Source organism: Azospirillum sp. B21 (assembly GCF_008364825.1).
GTDB lineage: Bacteria > Pseudomonadota > Alphaproteobacteria > Azospirillales > Azospirillaceae > Azospirillum.
Genome location: NZ_VTTO01000005.1, coordinates 162,689 through 178,301, shown reverse-complemented (window position 1 = coordinate 178,301; position 15,613 = coordinate 162,689). Strand labels below are relative to the sequence as shown.

Here is a 15,613-nt window from a genome sequence, read left to right as displayed (position 1 = left end):
ATCCTCGCGGCCGAAGCCCGCCGTCACCGGGCGCAATCACAATCCGCAATCGCACACCCCAAGGAGAATGACATGGACGGCCTGATCGCCACCGCTCCCACCATTCAGCCGCACAACGAGCGGGCCGCCGCCGTGTGGAGTTCGGGCGGCCGGGATTACGAGGAGATCATCCGCGGCGTCTATGACGGCATCGACGCAGCCGTCGCCGGGCTCGCGCCCCAGCCGGGCGAACGCATCCTCGACGTCGCGACCGGCACCGGCATCACGGCGCGCGCCTGTGCCCGGCGCGGCGCGCAGGTCACAGGCATCGACATCGCCGCCGGATTGCTGGACGCCGCACGCTCGCTGTCCGACGGGCTTTCCATCGACTACCGGCTGGGCGATGCCGAGGCGCTGCCCTTCGCCGACGCCAGCTTCGACGCGGTGGTGTCGACCTTCGGCGTCATGTTCGCCGCCAAGCCGGAAGCGGCGGCACAGGAACTCGCCCGCGTCTGCCGGCCCGGCGGCCGGCTGGCCCTGACCACCTGGACGCCGGACGGCGCCATCGCCGAGATGTTCGCACTGATGCGCCCCTACATGGCGGCGCCGCCGGCGGTATCGCCCTTCGCCTGGGGCCGCAGCGAGCGGCTGGAGGAGTTGCTGGGCGGCGCCTTCGACCTGAAGGTCACGACCCTGACCAGCCACTACGTCGAAACCGGCGGCGAGGCGGCCTGGAACACTTTCGTGACCGGCTACGGCCCGACGCGCACCCTGGCCGCCAGCCTGGACGAGGAACGACGCTCCGCTCTGAAACGGGACTTCGTCGCTTTCCACGAGCGGTTCCGCGAGGGCGGGGGGATCCACGTTCCGCGCACCTTCCAGCTCACGCTCGGCCGGCGGCGGTAACCCCTTCCAACTCAGGACAGGGCGGATTCAGCCATAATGCTCGAAGCCGCCCTGGGCGACGCTCGCCTTCCAATAGGCGACGACCGAACAGGCATCGGCGGGAAGGCGAAGGGTCTGGCGAACATGGCCGCGGATGCGCTGGGCGGTGCCATGCTCCGTCCCGCTCCACACCGCGAGCCCCTGCGCTCCGGCCGGTGCCGCCGCCATCACCGCCGCCGGCAGAGGCGAGACGCCCGGCGTGGAGTGTCGGTCCCGGTGGAACCATGTGACGGAGGTGGCGGCCGGCGATGCCAGCTCCTGCTCTTCGCCCTCCCCCGGCACCTCGACGAACACCTCGGCCGAGGTATCGGCCGGCAGGTTTTCCAGCAGATGGGCGATGGCCGGCAGCGCCGCATGGTCGCCGGCCACCACATAGCGGCTAGCCGGCTTCATCGCGATCCCGCCCGAGACCGAGATCCCCACCCTTTCCCCCGGCCGGGCGCGGGCAGCCCATCCCGATGCCACGCCGGCACCGTGCAGCACAAAATTCACCTCCAGCGTCCCGGCGGCGGCATCGAAGCGCCGCACCGAATAGATGCGCAACGGAGAACCGGCGCCGTTCCCCGCCGGAACCACCAGACCGATGTGCGGGGCCAGGACACCGGGCTTCAGCGTGAACCCCTCAAGCGCCGACCCGCCAAAGACGATGCGGCGCATGCGCGGCGTCAGGGCGGAAACGGCGACCAGCTCCACCCACCGAAGATCACAGGGATACTTGCTGCTCAAGACAGGCCACTCCGCGCCGGCACCGATGGTGGCGCATGCTAAATAAGAATACGACTTGTTCGCAATAGCGCTTTGCCCTATAGGAGGTGATTGTCACGAAGGGTGCCGGAACCGCGCGATTTGCGGCCAGAAAGTCGATCGATGCCGTTTCATCCGAGAATGCAGAGCAGCACCGAAGGGATCACCATTCTCGGCGATCTGCAATGGCGCGCCTGGAACGGGATGATCGCCGACATCTGGACGGTGGCCTGCGAGCAGCATGCCGGCGGCGAATATGTGTCGGAGGCCCCGCGTCTCGTCGTGGTGCTCGACCAGCTCGGCGACGGCGCCCTCCATGTCATGGACTCCCCCGACCGCGGCAAGTCCCACCGGCTGAGCCGGCGCCAGCCCATGAGCTTCGTTCCGGCCGGCCTCAAGGTCTGGTCCCGCACCGAGAGCATCCGCCGCCTGACCCATCTGGACCTGCATTTCGATATGTCCGTGCTGGAAGGCCGCTTCACCGAGGGTCTGGACATCGCGGAAATGGACCGGCCGCGGCTGAACTTCTCCGACGACCGGCTGTTCTCCCTTGCCCGGCTGATCGCGGCGGAATGCCGGACGTCGGGCAACCTGCACGACCTTTACGGCGAAAGCCTGATGGCCGCCCTGTTCATCGGCCTCGTCCAGACCGAGCCGGCGACCGACCGCAAGCGCGGCCAGCTGCCGCCGCGCCAGTTGAGGCGCGTGATCGACTATATCGAGGAACATTGCAGCCGGCCGATCCGACTGCAGGAGCTGGCCGACCTCACCGGCCTGTCGCCCGCTCATTTCTGCTCCGCCTTCAAGGCGTCGACCGGCGTGCCGCCGCACAAATGGCAGATGCGGGTACGGGTGGAGCGCGCCAAGTCGCTGCTGACCACCTCTGACGTGACGCTGGCGGCTGCGGCGGCGATGGCCGGATTCTCCGATCAGGCGCATCTGACGCGCGTCTTCCGCCAGATCGTGGGCGTCACCCCCGCCGCCTGGCTGCGCGACCAGTCCGCGTGAGCCGATGCCGACGCCGATGCACGACGAATGTCGAAAGATCGTCCAACCCATCCAAAGACGGTTCAATCCGGGCCTTCATGCATATGCTAATCATTCGCAACAACAGCTCCACCTTCGGACAGGATGGTCCGGTGGCGCTTCGCGGGTGGTGCATACAGTCCGAGGCCGATTGCGATGGTTCACTTTTCGATCAAGCGAATGACCCGTTTCCTCTTGAACGGCACGGCGCTCGCCGCCCTGCTGATGCCGGCCCTTTCCCAAGCTCAGGCGCAGGACGCAAGCACGCCCGCCATCCTCGGTCCGGTGACCGTCGAAGGCAGCAGGGCCGTCGATACGGCGACCAGCCCGGTCAACGGCTATGTCCCGGCCCGGTCTGCCACCGGGTCCAAGACCGACACGCCGCTGGAGGAAATCCCGCAGTCGGTGTCGGTGATCGGCCGCGAGGAGATGGACGACCGCGGCGCCCAGAAGGTGGACGAGGCGCTGCGCTATACCCCCGGCGTCTTCAGCCAGCCTTTCGGCCGTGACAGCGACACCGACTGGGTCTTCATCCGCGGCTTCCAGGCGACGCAGTCCGGCGTCTACCAGGACGGGCTGCAGCTCTACGCCTACGGCTTCGGCGGCCAGTTCGTCGACAGCTACAATCTGGAGCGGATCGAGGTCCTGCGCGGCGCCTCCTCTGTGCTCTACGGCGGCAGCAACCCCGGCGGCCTACTGAACTACGTCACCAAGCGTCCGGGCGGCACGCCGGAGCGCTCGGTCGAGGCCGGCATCGACCAGCACGGCACCGCCTTTCTCGGCCTGGACGTCGGCGGTGCGCTCGATCCGACCCTGAGCTACCGGCTGACCGGCCGCATCGCCGGCGGCGACACCTACACCGACTTCGCGGACGGCTTCCGCGGCACCGTCTCGCCCAGCTTCAAATGGTCGCCGAACGACGCCAACAGCCTGACGGTCCTGACCAACTACACCGACATCGACGAGACGCACAACGGCGGCGCCTTCCTGCCCTATGTCGGCACGGTGGTGGACGCGCCCTTCGGCCGGATCGACCGCAAGGCCAACTTCACCGAACCCGGCATCGACACCTACCGCCGCCGCCAAGCCGCCATCGGCTACGAGTTCGAACACCGCTTCGACAACGACCTGATCTTCCGCCAGAACGCGCGCTACAACTACAGCAAGGTCCACGAGATCTCGGTCTACCCCTTCGGCTACGGCGGCTTCTCGGCCACGCCGGCCGATCCGAACAACCTGCTGTCACGCATCAATTTCGAGCACACGACCGAGGTCAACAGCGTCCTGATCGACAACCAGCTGGAAGGCAAGCTGCGCACCGGTCCGGTCGAGCACACGGCGCTGGTCGGCGTCGATTACAAGTATTTCGCCATGGATCAGGTGCAGGCGTCCGGCTCCGCCACGACGATCAGCGCCACCAGCCCGGTCTACGGTGCGCCCCAGGGCCAGCGCTTCGCCTACATCGACCAGGAGTTGACGATGCGTCAGCTCGGCGTCTATCTGCAGGACCAGATGCGCTTCGGCCAGGGCTTCCTGGTGACGCTGAGCGGCCGCTACGACATCGCCTCGACCGACGCAGACGGGACGCCCGCCTATGACGGCAAGACCGGCAAGTTCAGCGGCCGAGCCGGTCTGGCCTATGAGTTCGCCAACGGCCTGACCCCCTATGTCAGCGCCTCCACCTTCTTCAACCCGGTATTGGGCTCGTCGGCCGCCGTCGGCGTCTTCAAGCCGGAGAGCGGCCGCCAGTACGAGGTCGGCGTCAAGTACCGCCCGGCCTGGATGGACGCCATCTTCACCGCGGCCCTGTTCGACCTGACCCGCACCAACGTGGTGACCGGCGCCTTCAACGCCGAGACCCAGTTGGGCGAGGTCAATTCCCGCGGCGTCGAGTTGGAGGCCAAGGCCAACATCACCCCCAGCCTGAAGGCCACCGCCTCCTTCACGGCGCTCGACCTCGACATCAAGAAGGACGCCAACCCGGCCCTGATCGGCAAGACTCCCTACATCGTGCCGCAAATCCAGAGCTCGGCCTTCCTCGACTACACCTTCCGTGAAAGCGTGCTGACCGGGGTGTCGGTCGGCGGCGGCGTGCGCTATGTCGGGTCGTCCTGGGCCGACAACGAGAACACGCTGAAGGTCCCGGCGGCGACCGTCTTCGACGCGCGGGTCGGCTACAAGCGCGACAACTGGGGCGCCAACCTGTCGGTCACCAACCTGTTCGACAAGGAATACGTCGCCAGCTGCCAGACCCAGTATTCCTGCGGCTATGCGGAGGGGCGGACCGCCCTGCTGACCCTCAACATGACTTGGTAACCTGATGCCCGGCCCGGACCACACCCCTGCCCTGTACGAACTGGATGCCGTCGGATTTTCGGCGGCCGGCCGGCCGATCCTGTCGGACCTGTCGCTTCGGCTGGAGCAAGGACGCATCTACGGGCTGGTCGGCCCCAACGGCTCCGGCAAGAGCACGCTGATCCGCATGCTCGCCCGCCAGCAGCCGCCGGGGGCCGGGCGCATCCGCTGCCTCGGCACCGAGATCGCCCGCATCGGCGAGCGCGACTTCGCCCGCACCGTCGCCTACATGCCGCAATTCACCCCGCCGGCGGAGGGCATGACGGTGCGCGAGCTGGTGGCGCTCGGCCGCTTCCCCTGGCACGGCGCGCTCGGCCGCTTCGGGGCGGAGGATGCCGCCAAGGTGGCGGAGGCGATTGCCGAGACCAACCTCGACGCCTTCGCCGACCGGCTGGTCGACAGCCTGTCGGGCGGCGAGCGGCAGCGCGTCTGGCTCGCCATGATGCTGGCGCAGGACACGCGCTGCCTGCTGCTGGACGAGCCGACCTCGGCGCTCGACATCGCCAGCCAGGTGGAGATGCTGGGGCTGGTGCGCCGGCTGAGCCGCGCCCGCGGCATCGGCGCCGTCATCGTCCTGCACGACATCAACATGGCCGCCCGCGTCTGCGACGAAATCCTGGCGATGCGCGGCGGCGCGCTTATCGCCCAGGGAACGCCGGACGCCATCATGACCGGCGAGACGCTGGGCGCGATCTACCGCCTCGCCATGGGCATCGTCCCGCATCCGGTCACCGGCGACCCCATCGGTTACGTCCTGTGATGGCTGCGGCAAGGACGATATCGCGGCGCCACGCGCTGGGCCTGACCGCCGGGCTTGCATTGATGCCCCGCCTAGCATTGGCCGCCCTGCCGACGCGGGTGGCGGTCATCGACTGGGCGCTGCTGGAAACGGTGCTGGCGCTGGGGGTGGTCCCGGTCGCCGCCACCGAACTGCTGCAATTCCGCAAGACCGTCGTCGAGCCCACCGTGCCGGCTTCCGTCAGCGACATCGGCCTGCGCGGCACGCCGAACTACGAGGCGCTGAACCTCGCGGAGCCGGACCTGATCCTCACCTCCAACTACTACGAGGGCCAGCGCGCCAGCCTGGAGCGGGTCGCGGAAACCGTGTCGCTGTCGATCTACGCGCCGGGCGTCCCGCCCTACGCCGCCGCTGCGGAAGCCGCCCTCACCCTCGGCCGGCTGCTCGGCCACGAGGCACGGGCGCAGGCCGTCGTCGTCGACACGAAAGCGGAAATCGCCCGCCTGCGCGGGAGCCTGACCGGCATCGGCCGCCGGCCGGTCCTGGCGATCAATTTCGGCGACGCCCGCCATTTCCGCGCCTTCGGCACCGACAGCATGTTTGGCGACGTGCTCCACCGGCTCGGCGTCGAGAATGGCTGGGCGGCACAGTCCAGCTACAGCGCCACCGCCCCGGTCGGCATCGAGACGCTGGCCCGCTTCCCCGACGCCACCGTCATCGTCGTGCCGCCGGTTCCCGCCGACGCGGTGCGGACGCTGGCGGACAGCGCCCTGTGGCAGGCCCTGCCGATGGTGCGGGAAAACCGTGTGGCGGTGATCGAGGCGGTCAACCATTTCGGAGGTCTGCCGGCCGCCCTGCGCTTCGCCCGCCTCGCCACCGCCGCCCTTCTGCAAGGAAACGGCAATGGCTGAGCGCGCGCCGATGAACCGCATCCTGCTGTGGGGCGGGCTGGCCATCCTCGCCGCCTGCCTGTCGACGGTCCAGGTCGCCGGGCATCTCGCCTCTCCGGCCCCGGCCGGCGCGTCGCCCACCGGTGCCGACTGGCTCGACGCCATCATCCTCTATCACAGCGTCCTGCCGCGCATCGCCGTCTCGCTGGTCGCCGGGGCGGCGCTGGGCCTGTCGGGGCTGCTGCTCCAGCGCGTCCTGCGCAACCCGCTGGCCGAGCCATCGACGCTTGGCGTATCCGCCGGCGCCCAGCTCGCCATGACGGTGGGGCTGCTCTACGCCCCGGCCCTGATGGATCGGGCGCGCGAGGGCGTGGCGCTGGCCGGCGGGCTGGCGGTGGTTGGGCTGATCCTCGCCATGACATGGCGGCGCGGGCTGGAGCCGGTCGCCGTCATCCTCGCCGGCATGATGGTGGCGCTGACCGCGACCATGGCCAGCGCCGCGCTGATCCTCGCCAACGGCGATTATCTCTTCTCCATCTTCATCTGGGGCGGCGGCGCGCTGGCGCAGCAAAGCTGGGGGCCGACCCTGACCATCGCGCTCCGCCTGCTGGTCGGGCTCGCCGCCGCCGTCCTGCTGATGCGCCCGCTGGCGATCCTCGGCCTTGACGACGCCAGCGCCCGCAGCCTGGGCGTCGCCCTGAACGCCACGCGCTTCGCCGTCATCGGCGTCGCGGTCTGGCTGGCCGCCAGCGTGACGGCGGAGGTCGGCGTGATCGGCTTCGTCGGGCTGGCCGCCCCCGCCCTGGCGCATCTCAGCGGCGCGCGCACCCAGAGCCAGAAACTGGTCGCGGCACCGCTGATCGGCGCGGTCCTGCTCTGGGTCACCGACGGGCTGGTGCAGCTTCTGGCCGGCGCCAATGGCGAACGGGTGCCGACCGGCGCCGCCACCGCCCTGCTGGGCGGCCCGCTGCTGCTGTGGCTGCTGCCGCGCCTGCGCATGTTCGAATGGCCGTCGCTGAACAACCGGCCCGCCCCGTCGCGCCGCAGCCCCCATCCCCGCCTGCTGATCGGCGTGATCGCCCTGCTGGGCCTTGCCGCCGCGGCCCTTGCCCTGACCGTCGGCTACGGCCCGGACGGCTGGTCGCTGGCCACCGGCTCCCTCCTCGACCGGCTGCTGGCATGGCGCGGACCGCGCGTGGCGGTCGCAGCGGCGGCGGGCGCCATGCTGGCGGCGGCCGGGATGCTGTTGCAGCGCATCACCGCCAACCCGCTGGCCAGCCCGGAAATCCTCGGCGTTGGCACCGGCTCGGGCGTCGGGCTCACCGCCGCGCTGTTCCTGGTCGCCGCACCCGGCATCGGCCTGCAGATAGCGGCTTCCGCGGCGGGAGCGGTGCTGATGCTTGCCGCCATGCTGGCGCTGTCGCTGCGCGCCGGCTTCGGGCCGGAACGGCTGCTGCTGGCCGGCATCGCCATGAGCGCGCTGTGCAGCGCCGTCCTGACAGCCGTCATCGCCACCGGCACGCCCCAGGCCTTCACCCTGCTGCGCTGGCTGAGCGGGTCGACCAACGACGCAGGCCCGGCCGACGCCTGGTTCTGCGCGGGCGCCGCGGTGCTGCTGCTGGCGGCCCTGCCGCTGGCCTCCCGCTGGCTGGAGATCCTGCCGCTCGGCGATGTCACCGCCCGGTCGGTCGGCCTGCCGGTGCAGCGCTGCCGCATCCTTCTGGTCCTGTTCGCCGGCCTGCTGACGGCGGCGGCGGCGCTCTTCGTCGGTCCCTTGAGCTTCGTCGGCCTGATCGCCCCCCATCTCGCGCGGCTCGCCGGTCTCGGCCGAGCGACTGAGCAGGGCATCGGCGCAGTCCTGATCGGCGCCGGCCTGATGGTGGTGTCGGATTGGCTGGCGCGAACCGTCGCCTTCCCGTATCAACTGCCGCTTGGATTGTTCGCCGCGCTGCTTGCCGGCCCCTACCTGATCTGGTTGCTCAGCCGGGCCAGCCCCCGCGCCGGCTAGCCCATTCCATTCCTCCGTGCCTATTCCCATTTTCAGTTCCGGAATGAGAAGAGCCATGCTCCGCCGCTTCCTCGCCTACTACCGTCCCTACAAGGGCCTGCTGATTCTCGACATTTCCTGCGCGATCCTGTCGGGGCTGCTGGAGCTGGGCTTCCCGATGGCGGTGCGCGCCTTCGTGGACAAGCTTCTGCCCACCCAGGACTGGCCGCTGATCGTCGCCGCGACGGCACTGCTGCTGGCGGTCTACATGGCGAATGGCGGGTTGATGGCCATCGTGACCTATTGGGGCCACAAGCTGGGCGTCAACATCGAGACGGAGATGCGGCGGAAGAGCTTCGACCATCTGCAGAAGCTCTCCTTCAGCTTCTACGACAACAACAAGACCGGCCATCTCGTCGGCCGCGTCACCCGCGACCTGGACGAGATCGGCGAGGTGGCGCACCACGGCCCCGAAGACCTGCTGATCGCGGTGATGACCTTCGTCGGCGCCTTCGCCCTGATGGCGGTGGTGCATCTGCCGCTGGCGCTGATCACCGCCGCCATCGTGCCCGTCATCGCGTGGCTGACCAGCCGCTACGGCGGGCGCATGACCAAGAACTGGCAGTCGCTCTATTCCCGCGTCGGCGACTTCAATGTCCGCATCGAGGAGAATGTCGGCGGCATGCGCGTCGTCCAGGCCTTCACCAACGAGGACCACGAGCGCAAGCTGTTCGCCGAGGACAACGACCGCTACCGCAAGACCAAGCTCGACGCCTACAAGATCATGGCGGCATCGACGACGCTCAGCTACATGAGCATGCGGCTGATCCTGATCGTCGTCATGCTGACCGGCGCCCATTTCGTCCTGGTGGGGGAACTGACCCAGGGCGGATTCTTCGCCTTCCTGCTGCTGGTCAACACTTTTTTCCGCCCGATCGAGAAGATCAACGCGGTCATCGAAACCTATCCGCGCGGCATCGCCGGCTTCCGCCGCTACACCGCCCTGCTCGACACCCAACCCGACATTGCGGATTCGCCCAACGCCGTCCCGGCGCCGCCGCTGAAGGGCGACATCCGCTTCACCGACGTCTCCTTCGGCTATGACGCCGCCCGCCCGGTCCTGAAGGGCGTCGACCTCAGCATCAAGGCGGGCTCCACCGTCGCCTTCATCGGCCCGTCGGGTGCCGGCAAGACGACGATCTGCTCGCTTCTGCCGCGCTTCTACGAGATCACCGGCGGCACAATCACCATCGACGGGCTCGACATCCGCAGCATGACGCTGGCCTCGCTGCGCCGGCAGATCGGCATCGTCCAGCAGGACGTCTTCCTGTTCGGCGGCACCATCCGCGAGAACATCGCCTATGGCCGTCTGGGCGCATCGGATGCCGAGATCACCGAGGCGGCGCGCCGCGCCCATCTCGACGGGCTGATCGCCTCGCTGCCCGACGGGCTCGACACCATCATCGGCGAGCGCGGCGTGAAGCTGTCGGGCGGCCAGAAACAGCGCCTGACCATCGCCCGCATGTTCCTGAAGAACCCGCCGATCCTCATCCTGGACGAGGCCACCTCGGCGCTGGACACCCGGACCGAGCGGGAAATCCAGAAATCCCTGATGGAACTGGCGGAAGGCCGGACGACCCTGATCATCGCCCACCGTCTGGCGACCATCCGCAACGCCGACGAGGTCTATGTCGTCGGTGCCGAAGGCGGCATCCAGCGCATCACCCACGAGGAACTAGCCGCCCACGGCTGAGAGAGCGCGAAGGCGGGGAGACAATAGCCCCTCTCCCCTTGCGGGAGAGGGGTTGGGGTGAGGGGTTGCAGATCTGAAGTCCCCCCCATCCCTCTCCCAATCGACGGGGCAAACCCGGCCTACGTCGGAACAGAGCGCGCGCAACGGGTATCAATCGTCGGCCTCAACCGGTCCAATGACCTGCCAGATCACCGTATAACCCGACCGGCAATCCGCATATTCTCTCAATACGAATTCTCTCGGCATTATCCCAACGCAGCCCTTTATCCCTGCATGGAAGTCTTCGTATCATCCGGCTGATCTAGCGATGACGATGGGGTTCCATGCACCAGATAAACAAAACTGTCTCCTTCACAGCCGGCGGCCTGATTCTACTGTTCGTTGCTTTGGCTGCGTTGTTCACAGAGCCTTTCGGCTCCCGCGTATCGGAGATGCAGGCATTTGTTGTCGGCAACTTCGGCTGGTTCTACGTGCTTGTCGTCGCAGGCTTCCTGCTGTTCGTCCTGTGGCTCTTCGTCAGCCCGTATGGCGCGATCAAGCTGGGCCACGACGATGACGAACCGGAATTCAGTTACCCGTCCTGGTTTGCCATGCTGTTCAGCGCCGGCATGGGCATCGGGCTGCTGTTCTACGGCGTCGCCGAGCCGATGCTGCATTTCTCCAATCCGCGCGTGGGCGAGGCGGGAACTCCCGACGCCGCGCGCGAGGCGATGAACCTCGCATTCCTTCACTGGGGCCTTCACGCCTGGGCGATCTACATCGTCGTCGGGCTGTCCCTGGGCTATTTCGCCTACCGCCAGGATCTTCCCCTGACCATCCGGTCGGCGCTCTATCCGCTGCTGGGCGATCGCATCCGCGGCTGGCCCGGCCATGTCGTCGACATCATCGCCATCTTCGGCACGCTCTTCGGGATCGCGACTTCGCTGGGGCTCGGCGTCATGCAGATCAACGCCGGCTTCGCCTATCTCGGCCTGCTGGACGTGGGTCTGGTGCAGCAGATCGTGCTGATCGCCGTCATCACGGTGGTGGCCACGGTCTCCGCCGCCAGCGGCGTCGGGCGGGGAATCCGCCGTTTGAGCGAACTGAACATGCTGGCGGGCGTGCTGCTGCTGACCTTCGTGTTCCTGCTGGGTCCGACGGTGTTCCTGCTGTCGACGCTGGTGGAGAGCATCGGCCGCTACCTGTGGACCCTGCCCTACACCAGCTTCCGCACCCTGCCCTATTCCGGGGCGGAATGGCAGGCGAGCTGGACGATGTTCTATTGGGGCTGGTGGATCTCCTGGGCGCCCTTCGTCGGCATGTTCATCGCCCGCGTATCGCGCGGCCGCACCATCCGCGAATTCATCGGCGGCGTGCTGTTCGCGCCGGTCGCCCTGACCATGCTGTGGTTCATCGTGTTCGGTGAGACGGCGATCCACATGGAGATGTTCGAAGGCGGCGGCATGGCCGCGGCGGTGGCCGACAGCGTGCCGACCGCGCTGTTCGTCATGCTGGACCGGTTGCCGCTCAGCACCATCACCTCCGCCATCGCCACGCTGATGGTCGTCACCTTTTTCGTCACCTCCGCCGATTCCGGCGCGATGGTCATCGACATCATCGGCTCCGGCGGCAATCAGGATCCGCCGATCGCCACGCGCATTTTCTGGGCCCTCCTGTCGGGTGTGGTGGCGGCGGTGCTCCTGCTGGTCGGCGGGCTCCAGGCGCTGCAGACCGCGGCGGTCACCACGGCGCTGCCCTTCGCGTTCGTCATGGTGTTGATGTGCATCGGCCTCGTCGTCAGCCTGCAAAGCGAGCGGAAGGTCGATCCCGGCAGGCGCACCACCCGCGCCGCGGCAAGCGCGACCGCTCCAGCTGCGGATGCGGCCGGCGACAGCGACTGGCGGCAAGGGCTTTCCGCGATGCTGGGCCGCCGGGGCGGACAGTCGGCGGTTCCGCCGGGAGCCGGGGCCGCCCGGCGGAACGTGGCGCGATTCATCGCCGACGACGTGGTGCCGGCCCTGCGCGACATCGCGGAGGAGCTGGAACGAAACGGCCGCGTCGTGGAAATCGACACCAGTTCCTTCACTGCCGGCATCGCCGTGCTGAGGGACGGCCAGGAGGAGTTCTCCTACGCGATCCGCGCGCGCGCCTATCATCCCATGAGCTTCGCCTTCTCGGGCATCGAGAAGGATGACGAGCCCTGGCAGACGCGGGCCGAGGTCATCCTGCGCGGCGGCCTGCACAAGCAACTTCCGCAGGAGCGAATGAGCCGCAGTGCCATCCGCCATGATTTCATCCGCGAATACGGCAAATGGATGGGCTGGTGAGATGACGATGCCGTCGTCCCGCGAACTCCGCCACGACCATTTCCGGCAGATCTTCCTCAGCGAGCGGTCACGCCGGGAGTCGATCCGGAGCAGCATCGGGACGCCGGTATCGGCGATCTCATTTGCGGTCTTCGCCCTGGGAAACCTGGCGGTGCGCTTCGACGCCTCCCGGCTGAACGAGCCCATCGCCGTGGCCATCGCCGCGCTGACCGCGGTCAGCGTGCTGGCCCTGCTCGGGGCCGTCCATCAGGTCTTCATGGTGGAATGGCTGTTCGTCCATCACGAACCTCCCCGCCTGACCGATCTGGTCCAGGCGGAAGAGAGCCTGCGCGCCGGCAAAGGGGAGGAGGAGGTGGCGGCCGGCATGATGGATCTGATGACGGCCAGCTACTCCATCGCCTTCGAGCAGTATCTTTGGGGCAACACGGTCAGCGCGCGCAGCCGCACCCGTGCCTTGCGACTGGTGATCCTGTCGCTGACCTTCCTGGCGGCCGGCTTTCTGCTGCTGCCCTTTCATCTGAAGGGTTGAGCCCATGCTCTGGCTGGACCGTATCCTCACCCGCCGACGCATGCAGGACTGTTTCGGCCCGGTGCCGCCCTGGTCGCATTTCCGGTTGCGTCCGGCCTGCCTTCAGCTGTCCCGGCAGGAGCGGGACATGCAGAAGCTGCTCAAGCTGCCGGTGGCGCCGCGCCTGACGATGGCCGACGAGGAACTCGCCATTCTCATCGACCCCGCCGAACGCCGGGCCATCGAGACGGACTGAGGCGTGGACCGGAAGGCCGTCAGGCCGCCCGCACATGGCGCAGGAACTCCTCCGCCTGATCGCGCAGCGCCATCGCCTGCCGGCCGAGGTCGGCGGCCGCGGCGCTGACCTCCGACGCCATCGTTCCGGTCTCGTGCGCGGATTGCGAGACTTCGCGGATGTTGTGGGTGACTTCAGTCGTTCGGTCGGCGGCGCGCTGGATCGAGCGGGCGATGTCGGCCGTGGTGACGCCTTGATGGTCGGCGGAGACGGCGATGCGGCCGACCAGATCGCTGACCGACAGCACGGTGCGGCCGATCCCCTCGATGGCCTCCACGGCATGGCCGGTCACCGCCTGGATTTCCGCCACCTGCCGGGCGATGTCGTCGGTCGCGCGCGCGGTCTGGTTTGCCAGCGTCTTCACCTCTCCGGCTACCACGGCGAAGCCCTTGCCGGCCTCCCCCGCCCGCGCGGCTTCGATGGTCGCGTTCAGCGCCAGAAGGTTGGTCTGGCCGGCGATGTCCTGGATCAGGGTCACCACCTCGCCGATCTTGCCGGCCGCCGCCGCCAGCCCGTCCATCGTCCGGTTGGTGCGCGTCACCTCCTCCACCGCGTTGCGGACCATGCGGGCCGACTCCTCGACCTGCCGGCTGACCTCGCCGATGGAGATGCTCAACTCTTCCGAAGCACCCGCTACGGTGCGGACGTCGTCGCTCGCCTCACCGGCGGCGGTGCTGACGGCGGCGGCGCGGACGCTGCCGGTCTCGGCGATGTCGTGCAGGCGCTGGGCGTTGGCCTGCAACTGCGTGGTGGTGGCGCTCAGAACCTCGACGACGCCCAGCAGCGACCCTTCGAAGGAGTGCGCCACCGCATCCATCGCCTTGCGCCGTTCCTGCACCGAGCGGGCGCGCTCCTCCGCTTGGGTTTCGTGCAGCTTGGCGACCTCGATGGCGTTGTCCTTGAACACGCTGAGCGCCTTCGCCATGCCGCCGATCTCGTCCTTGCGGCCCAGCGCCGGGATGGCGACCGACAGGTTGCCGCGCGCCAGATCCTCCATGGCGCCGCGGATGCCCGACAGCGGCCGGAACATGCGCCGGGCCAGCAACAGGCAGCAGGCGGCGACCAGCAGGGTCACGGCCCCGCTGATGGCGGCGATCATCGTCTGGGTGTCGCGGATGGTCGCAAAGAACTCCGCCTTCGGAATGCCGACATAGAGCACGCCGACCACGCGCCCGTCCGGCGCCTTGATCGGATCGTAAGCGGTGTAGAAAGGCGTGCCGAGGATTTCCGCCTGCCCGCGATAGGGCACTCCGCGCCCCAGCACCGCGTCATGGACCGGCCCCTTCGCCAGCGTGGTGCCGACCGCGCGGCTGCCGTCGGGCTTCAGCACGTTGGTGGCGACGCGCCGGTCGCCCATGAACAGGGTCGCCGTGCCGCCGACCAGCCGCTTGACCCGGTCCACCGGCTCGAAGAAGTCATTGAGCGCGCGGTCGCCGGCGTAGAGCTTGCCATCGCGCAGGTCGAACGCCTGCCCGTACTGGTTCAGCACGTCCCAGGCGACGCGCATGTTGGTCTCCTGCCGCTCCATCGCCACCCGTTCGGCATAGCGGGTCAGCAGCAACTCGTTGACACCGAACGTGGCGAAGGCAAGCAACAGCAATCCGCCCCCACAGAGCACCACCGTCTTGCCCGCCAGCGACAAAGCCTTCATCCTCATACCCAACCCCTGGTTTGGTCCGACCGCTGACTGTGTGTTATTCTTTTTCCGACCCCTGCCTTTGAGGCAAGCGTCTATCAAGAAAAAAGCGACAGCAGTTAAGAAAAAGTTAGAAGAATTCCCTGATTCGCCTTCAGGATTTTGCATCAGTCACACTGATTGATTGGTAGGCCATGGCTGTTGCGCAAAGTTCGTTCACTCGCCATCACCATGGATCAACATCATTACCGACAAGGGCGACCGGCGTGTCCGATTTGGTCACCCGCAGGTTTTCTCAAGGACACATACCGGCGTTTACGTCGAAAGTCATAAATCCCTGACATCCAAGATGTCCGCCGCCTGATCCGCCGGCGCATATACGGCTTCTGTAGTTGCCGCGCGCTGCGGGAACCAAGCAATTTCAAAGCGTTACAGGCATGCCCTTATGGC

Annotated in this window: 12 protein-coding genes; 10 read left to right on the top strand and 2 right to left on the bottom strand. The window is 67.8% G+C overall.

Features of this window, described 5'->3' with window-relative positions:
• The first annotated feature begins 72 nt into the window (after positions 1–72).
• Complete coding sequence (locus tag FZ983_RS14285) at positions 73–885, top strand: class I SAM-dependent methyltransferase (protein WP_149224185.1); 813 nt, start codon at positions 73–75, stop codon at positions 883–885.
• A gap of 27 nt (positions 886–912) precedes the next feature.
• On the opposite strand, the gene FZ983_RS14280 is transcribed toward FZ983_RS14285, so the two are convergent.
• The gene (locus tag FZ983_RS14280; protein ID WP_247883753.1) at positions 913–1,650 is read right to left on the bottom strand and encodes a siderophore-interacting protein; all 738 of its coding nucleotides are present in this window, start codon (positions 1,648–1,650) and stop codon (positions 913–915) included.
• 159 nt (positions 1,651–1,809) lie between these two features.
• On the opposite strand from FZ983_RS14280, the gene FZ983_RS14275 reads away from it, so the two are divergent.
• The 9 genes from FZ983_RS14275 (at position 1,810) to FZ983_RS14235 (ending at position 13,488) form a co-directional block, all read left to right on the top strand.
• Entirely contained in the window at positions 1,810–2,676 is an 867-nt protein-coding gene (locus FZ983_RS14275; RefSeq protein WP_149224184.1) for an AraC family transcriptional regulator, read from the top strand.
• 198 nt (positions 2,677–2,874) lie between these two features.
• Entirely contained in the window at positions 2,875–5,010 is a 2,136-nt protein-coding gene (locus tag FZ983_RS14270) for a TonB-dependent siderophore receptor (protein ID WP_149224183.1), read from the top strand.
• 4 nt (positions 5,011–5,014) lie between these two features.
• Positions 5,015–5,809: an ATP-binding cassette domain-containing protein gene (locus FZ983_RS14265; RefSeq protein ID WP_149224182.1), complete on the top strand. Its 795-nt coding sequence runs from the start codon at positions 5,015–5,017 to the stop codon at positions 5,807–5,809.
• Complete coding sequence (locus FZ983_RS14260; RefSeq protein ID WP_149224181.1) at positions 5,809–6,699, top strand: iron-siderophore ABC transporter substrate-binding protein; 891 nt, start codon at positions 5,809–5,811, stop codon at positions 6,697–6,699. Before FZ983_RS14265 ends, FZ983_RS14260 begins: the two co-directional genes overlap by 1 nt.
• On the top strand, positions 6,692–8,686 hold the full coding sequence (gene fhuB, locus FZ983_RS14255; RefSeq protein ID WP_247883752.1) for a Fe(3+)-hydroxamate ABC transporter permease FhuB: 1,995 nt from the start codon (positions 6,692–6,694) through the stop codon (positions 8,684–8,686). Before FZ983_RS14260 ends, fhuB begins: the two co-directional genes overlap by 8 nt.
• Before the next feature lie 55 nt (positions 8,687–8,741).
• Positions 8,742–10,418 carry an ABC transporter ATP-binding protein gene (locus FZ983_RS14250; protein WP_149224180.1) on the top strand — a complete coding sequence of 559 codons (1,677 nt, stop codon included), beginning with the start codon at positions 8,742–8,744 and terminating at the stop codon, positions 10,416–10,418.
• Between the two features lie 323 nt (positions 10,419–10,741).
• Positions 10,742–12,724, top strand: coding sequence for a BCCT family transporter (locus FZ983_RS14245; protein ID WP_149224179.1), 1,983 nt, complete (start codon positions 10,742–10,744; stop codon positions 12,722–12,724).
• Position 12,725: 1 nt separating this feature from the next.
• Positions 12,726–13,253, top strand: a complete 528-nt coding sequence (locus FZ983_RS14240) for a hypothetical protein (protein ID WP_149224178.1) — start codon at positions 12,726–12,728, stop codon at positions 13,251–13,253.
• Between the two features lie 4 nt (positions 13,254–13,257).
• The gene (locus tag FZ983_RS14235) at positions 13,258–13,488 is read left to right on the top strand and encodes a hypothetical protein (RefSeq protein WP_149224177.1); all 231 of its coding nucleotides are present in this window, start codon (positions 13,258–13,260) and stop codon (positions 13,486–13,488) included.
• Positions 13,489–13,507: 19 nt separating this feature from the next.
• On the opposite strand, the gene FZ983_RS14230 is transcribed toward FZ983_RS14235, so the two are convergent.
• Positions 13,508–15,184: a cache domain-containing protein gene (locus FZ983_RS14230; RefSeq protein ID WP_247883751.1), complete on the bottom strand. Its 1,677-nt coding sequence runs from the start codon at positions 15,182–15,184 to the stop codon at positions 13,508–13,510.
• Positions 15,185–15,613 lie beyond the last annotated feature (429 nt).

Excerpts from the sequence above, each read along its gene's own strand:
- FZ983_RS14285 (WP_149224185.1), top strand. The coding sequence starts at position 73 with ATGGACGGCCTGATCGCCACCGCTCCCACCATTCAGCCGCACAACGAG.
- FZ983_RS14275 (WP_149224184.1), top strand. The coding sequence starts at position 1,810 with ATGCAGAGCAGCACCGAAGGGATCACCATTCTCGGCGATCTGCAATGG.
- FZ983_RS14270 (WP_149224183.1), top strand. The coding sequence starts at position 2,875 with ATGACCCGTTTCCTCTTGAACGGCACGGCGCTCGCCGCCCTGCTGATG.
- FZ983_RS14265 (WP_149224182.1), top strand. The coding sequence starts at position 5,015 with ATGCCCGGCCCGGACCACACCCCTGCCCTGTACGAACTGGATGCCGTC.
- FZ983_RS14260 (WP_149224181.1), top strand. The coding sequence starts at position 5,809 with ATGGCTGCGGCAAGGACGATATCGCGGCGCCACGCGCTGGGCCTGACC.
- fhuB (WP_247883752.1), top strand. The coding sequence starts at position 6,692 with ATGGCTGAGCGCGCGCCGATGAACCGCATCCTGCTGTGGGGCGGGCTG.
- FZ983_RS14250 (WP_149224180.1), top strand. The coding sequence starts at position 8,742 with ATGCTCCGCCGCTTCCTCGCCTACTACCGTCCCTACAAGGGCCTGCTG.
- FZ983_RS14245 (WP_149224179.1), top strand. The coding sequence starts at position 10,742 with ATGCACCAGATAAACAAAACTGTCTCCTTCACAGCCGGCGGCCTGATT.
- FZ983_RS14240 (WP_149224178.1), top strand. The coding sequence starts at position 12,726 with ATGACGATGCCGTCGTCCCGCGAACTCCGCCACGACCATTTCCGGCAG.
- FZ983_RS14235 (WP_149224177.1), top strand. The coding sequence starts at position 13,258 with ATGCTCTGGCTGGACCGTATCCTCACCCGCCGACGCATGCAGGACTGT.
- FZ983_RS14230 (WP_247883751.1), bottom strand. The coding sequence starts at position 15,184 with ATGAGGATGAAGGCTTTGTCGCTGGCGGGCAAGACGGTGGTGCTCTGT.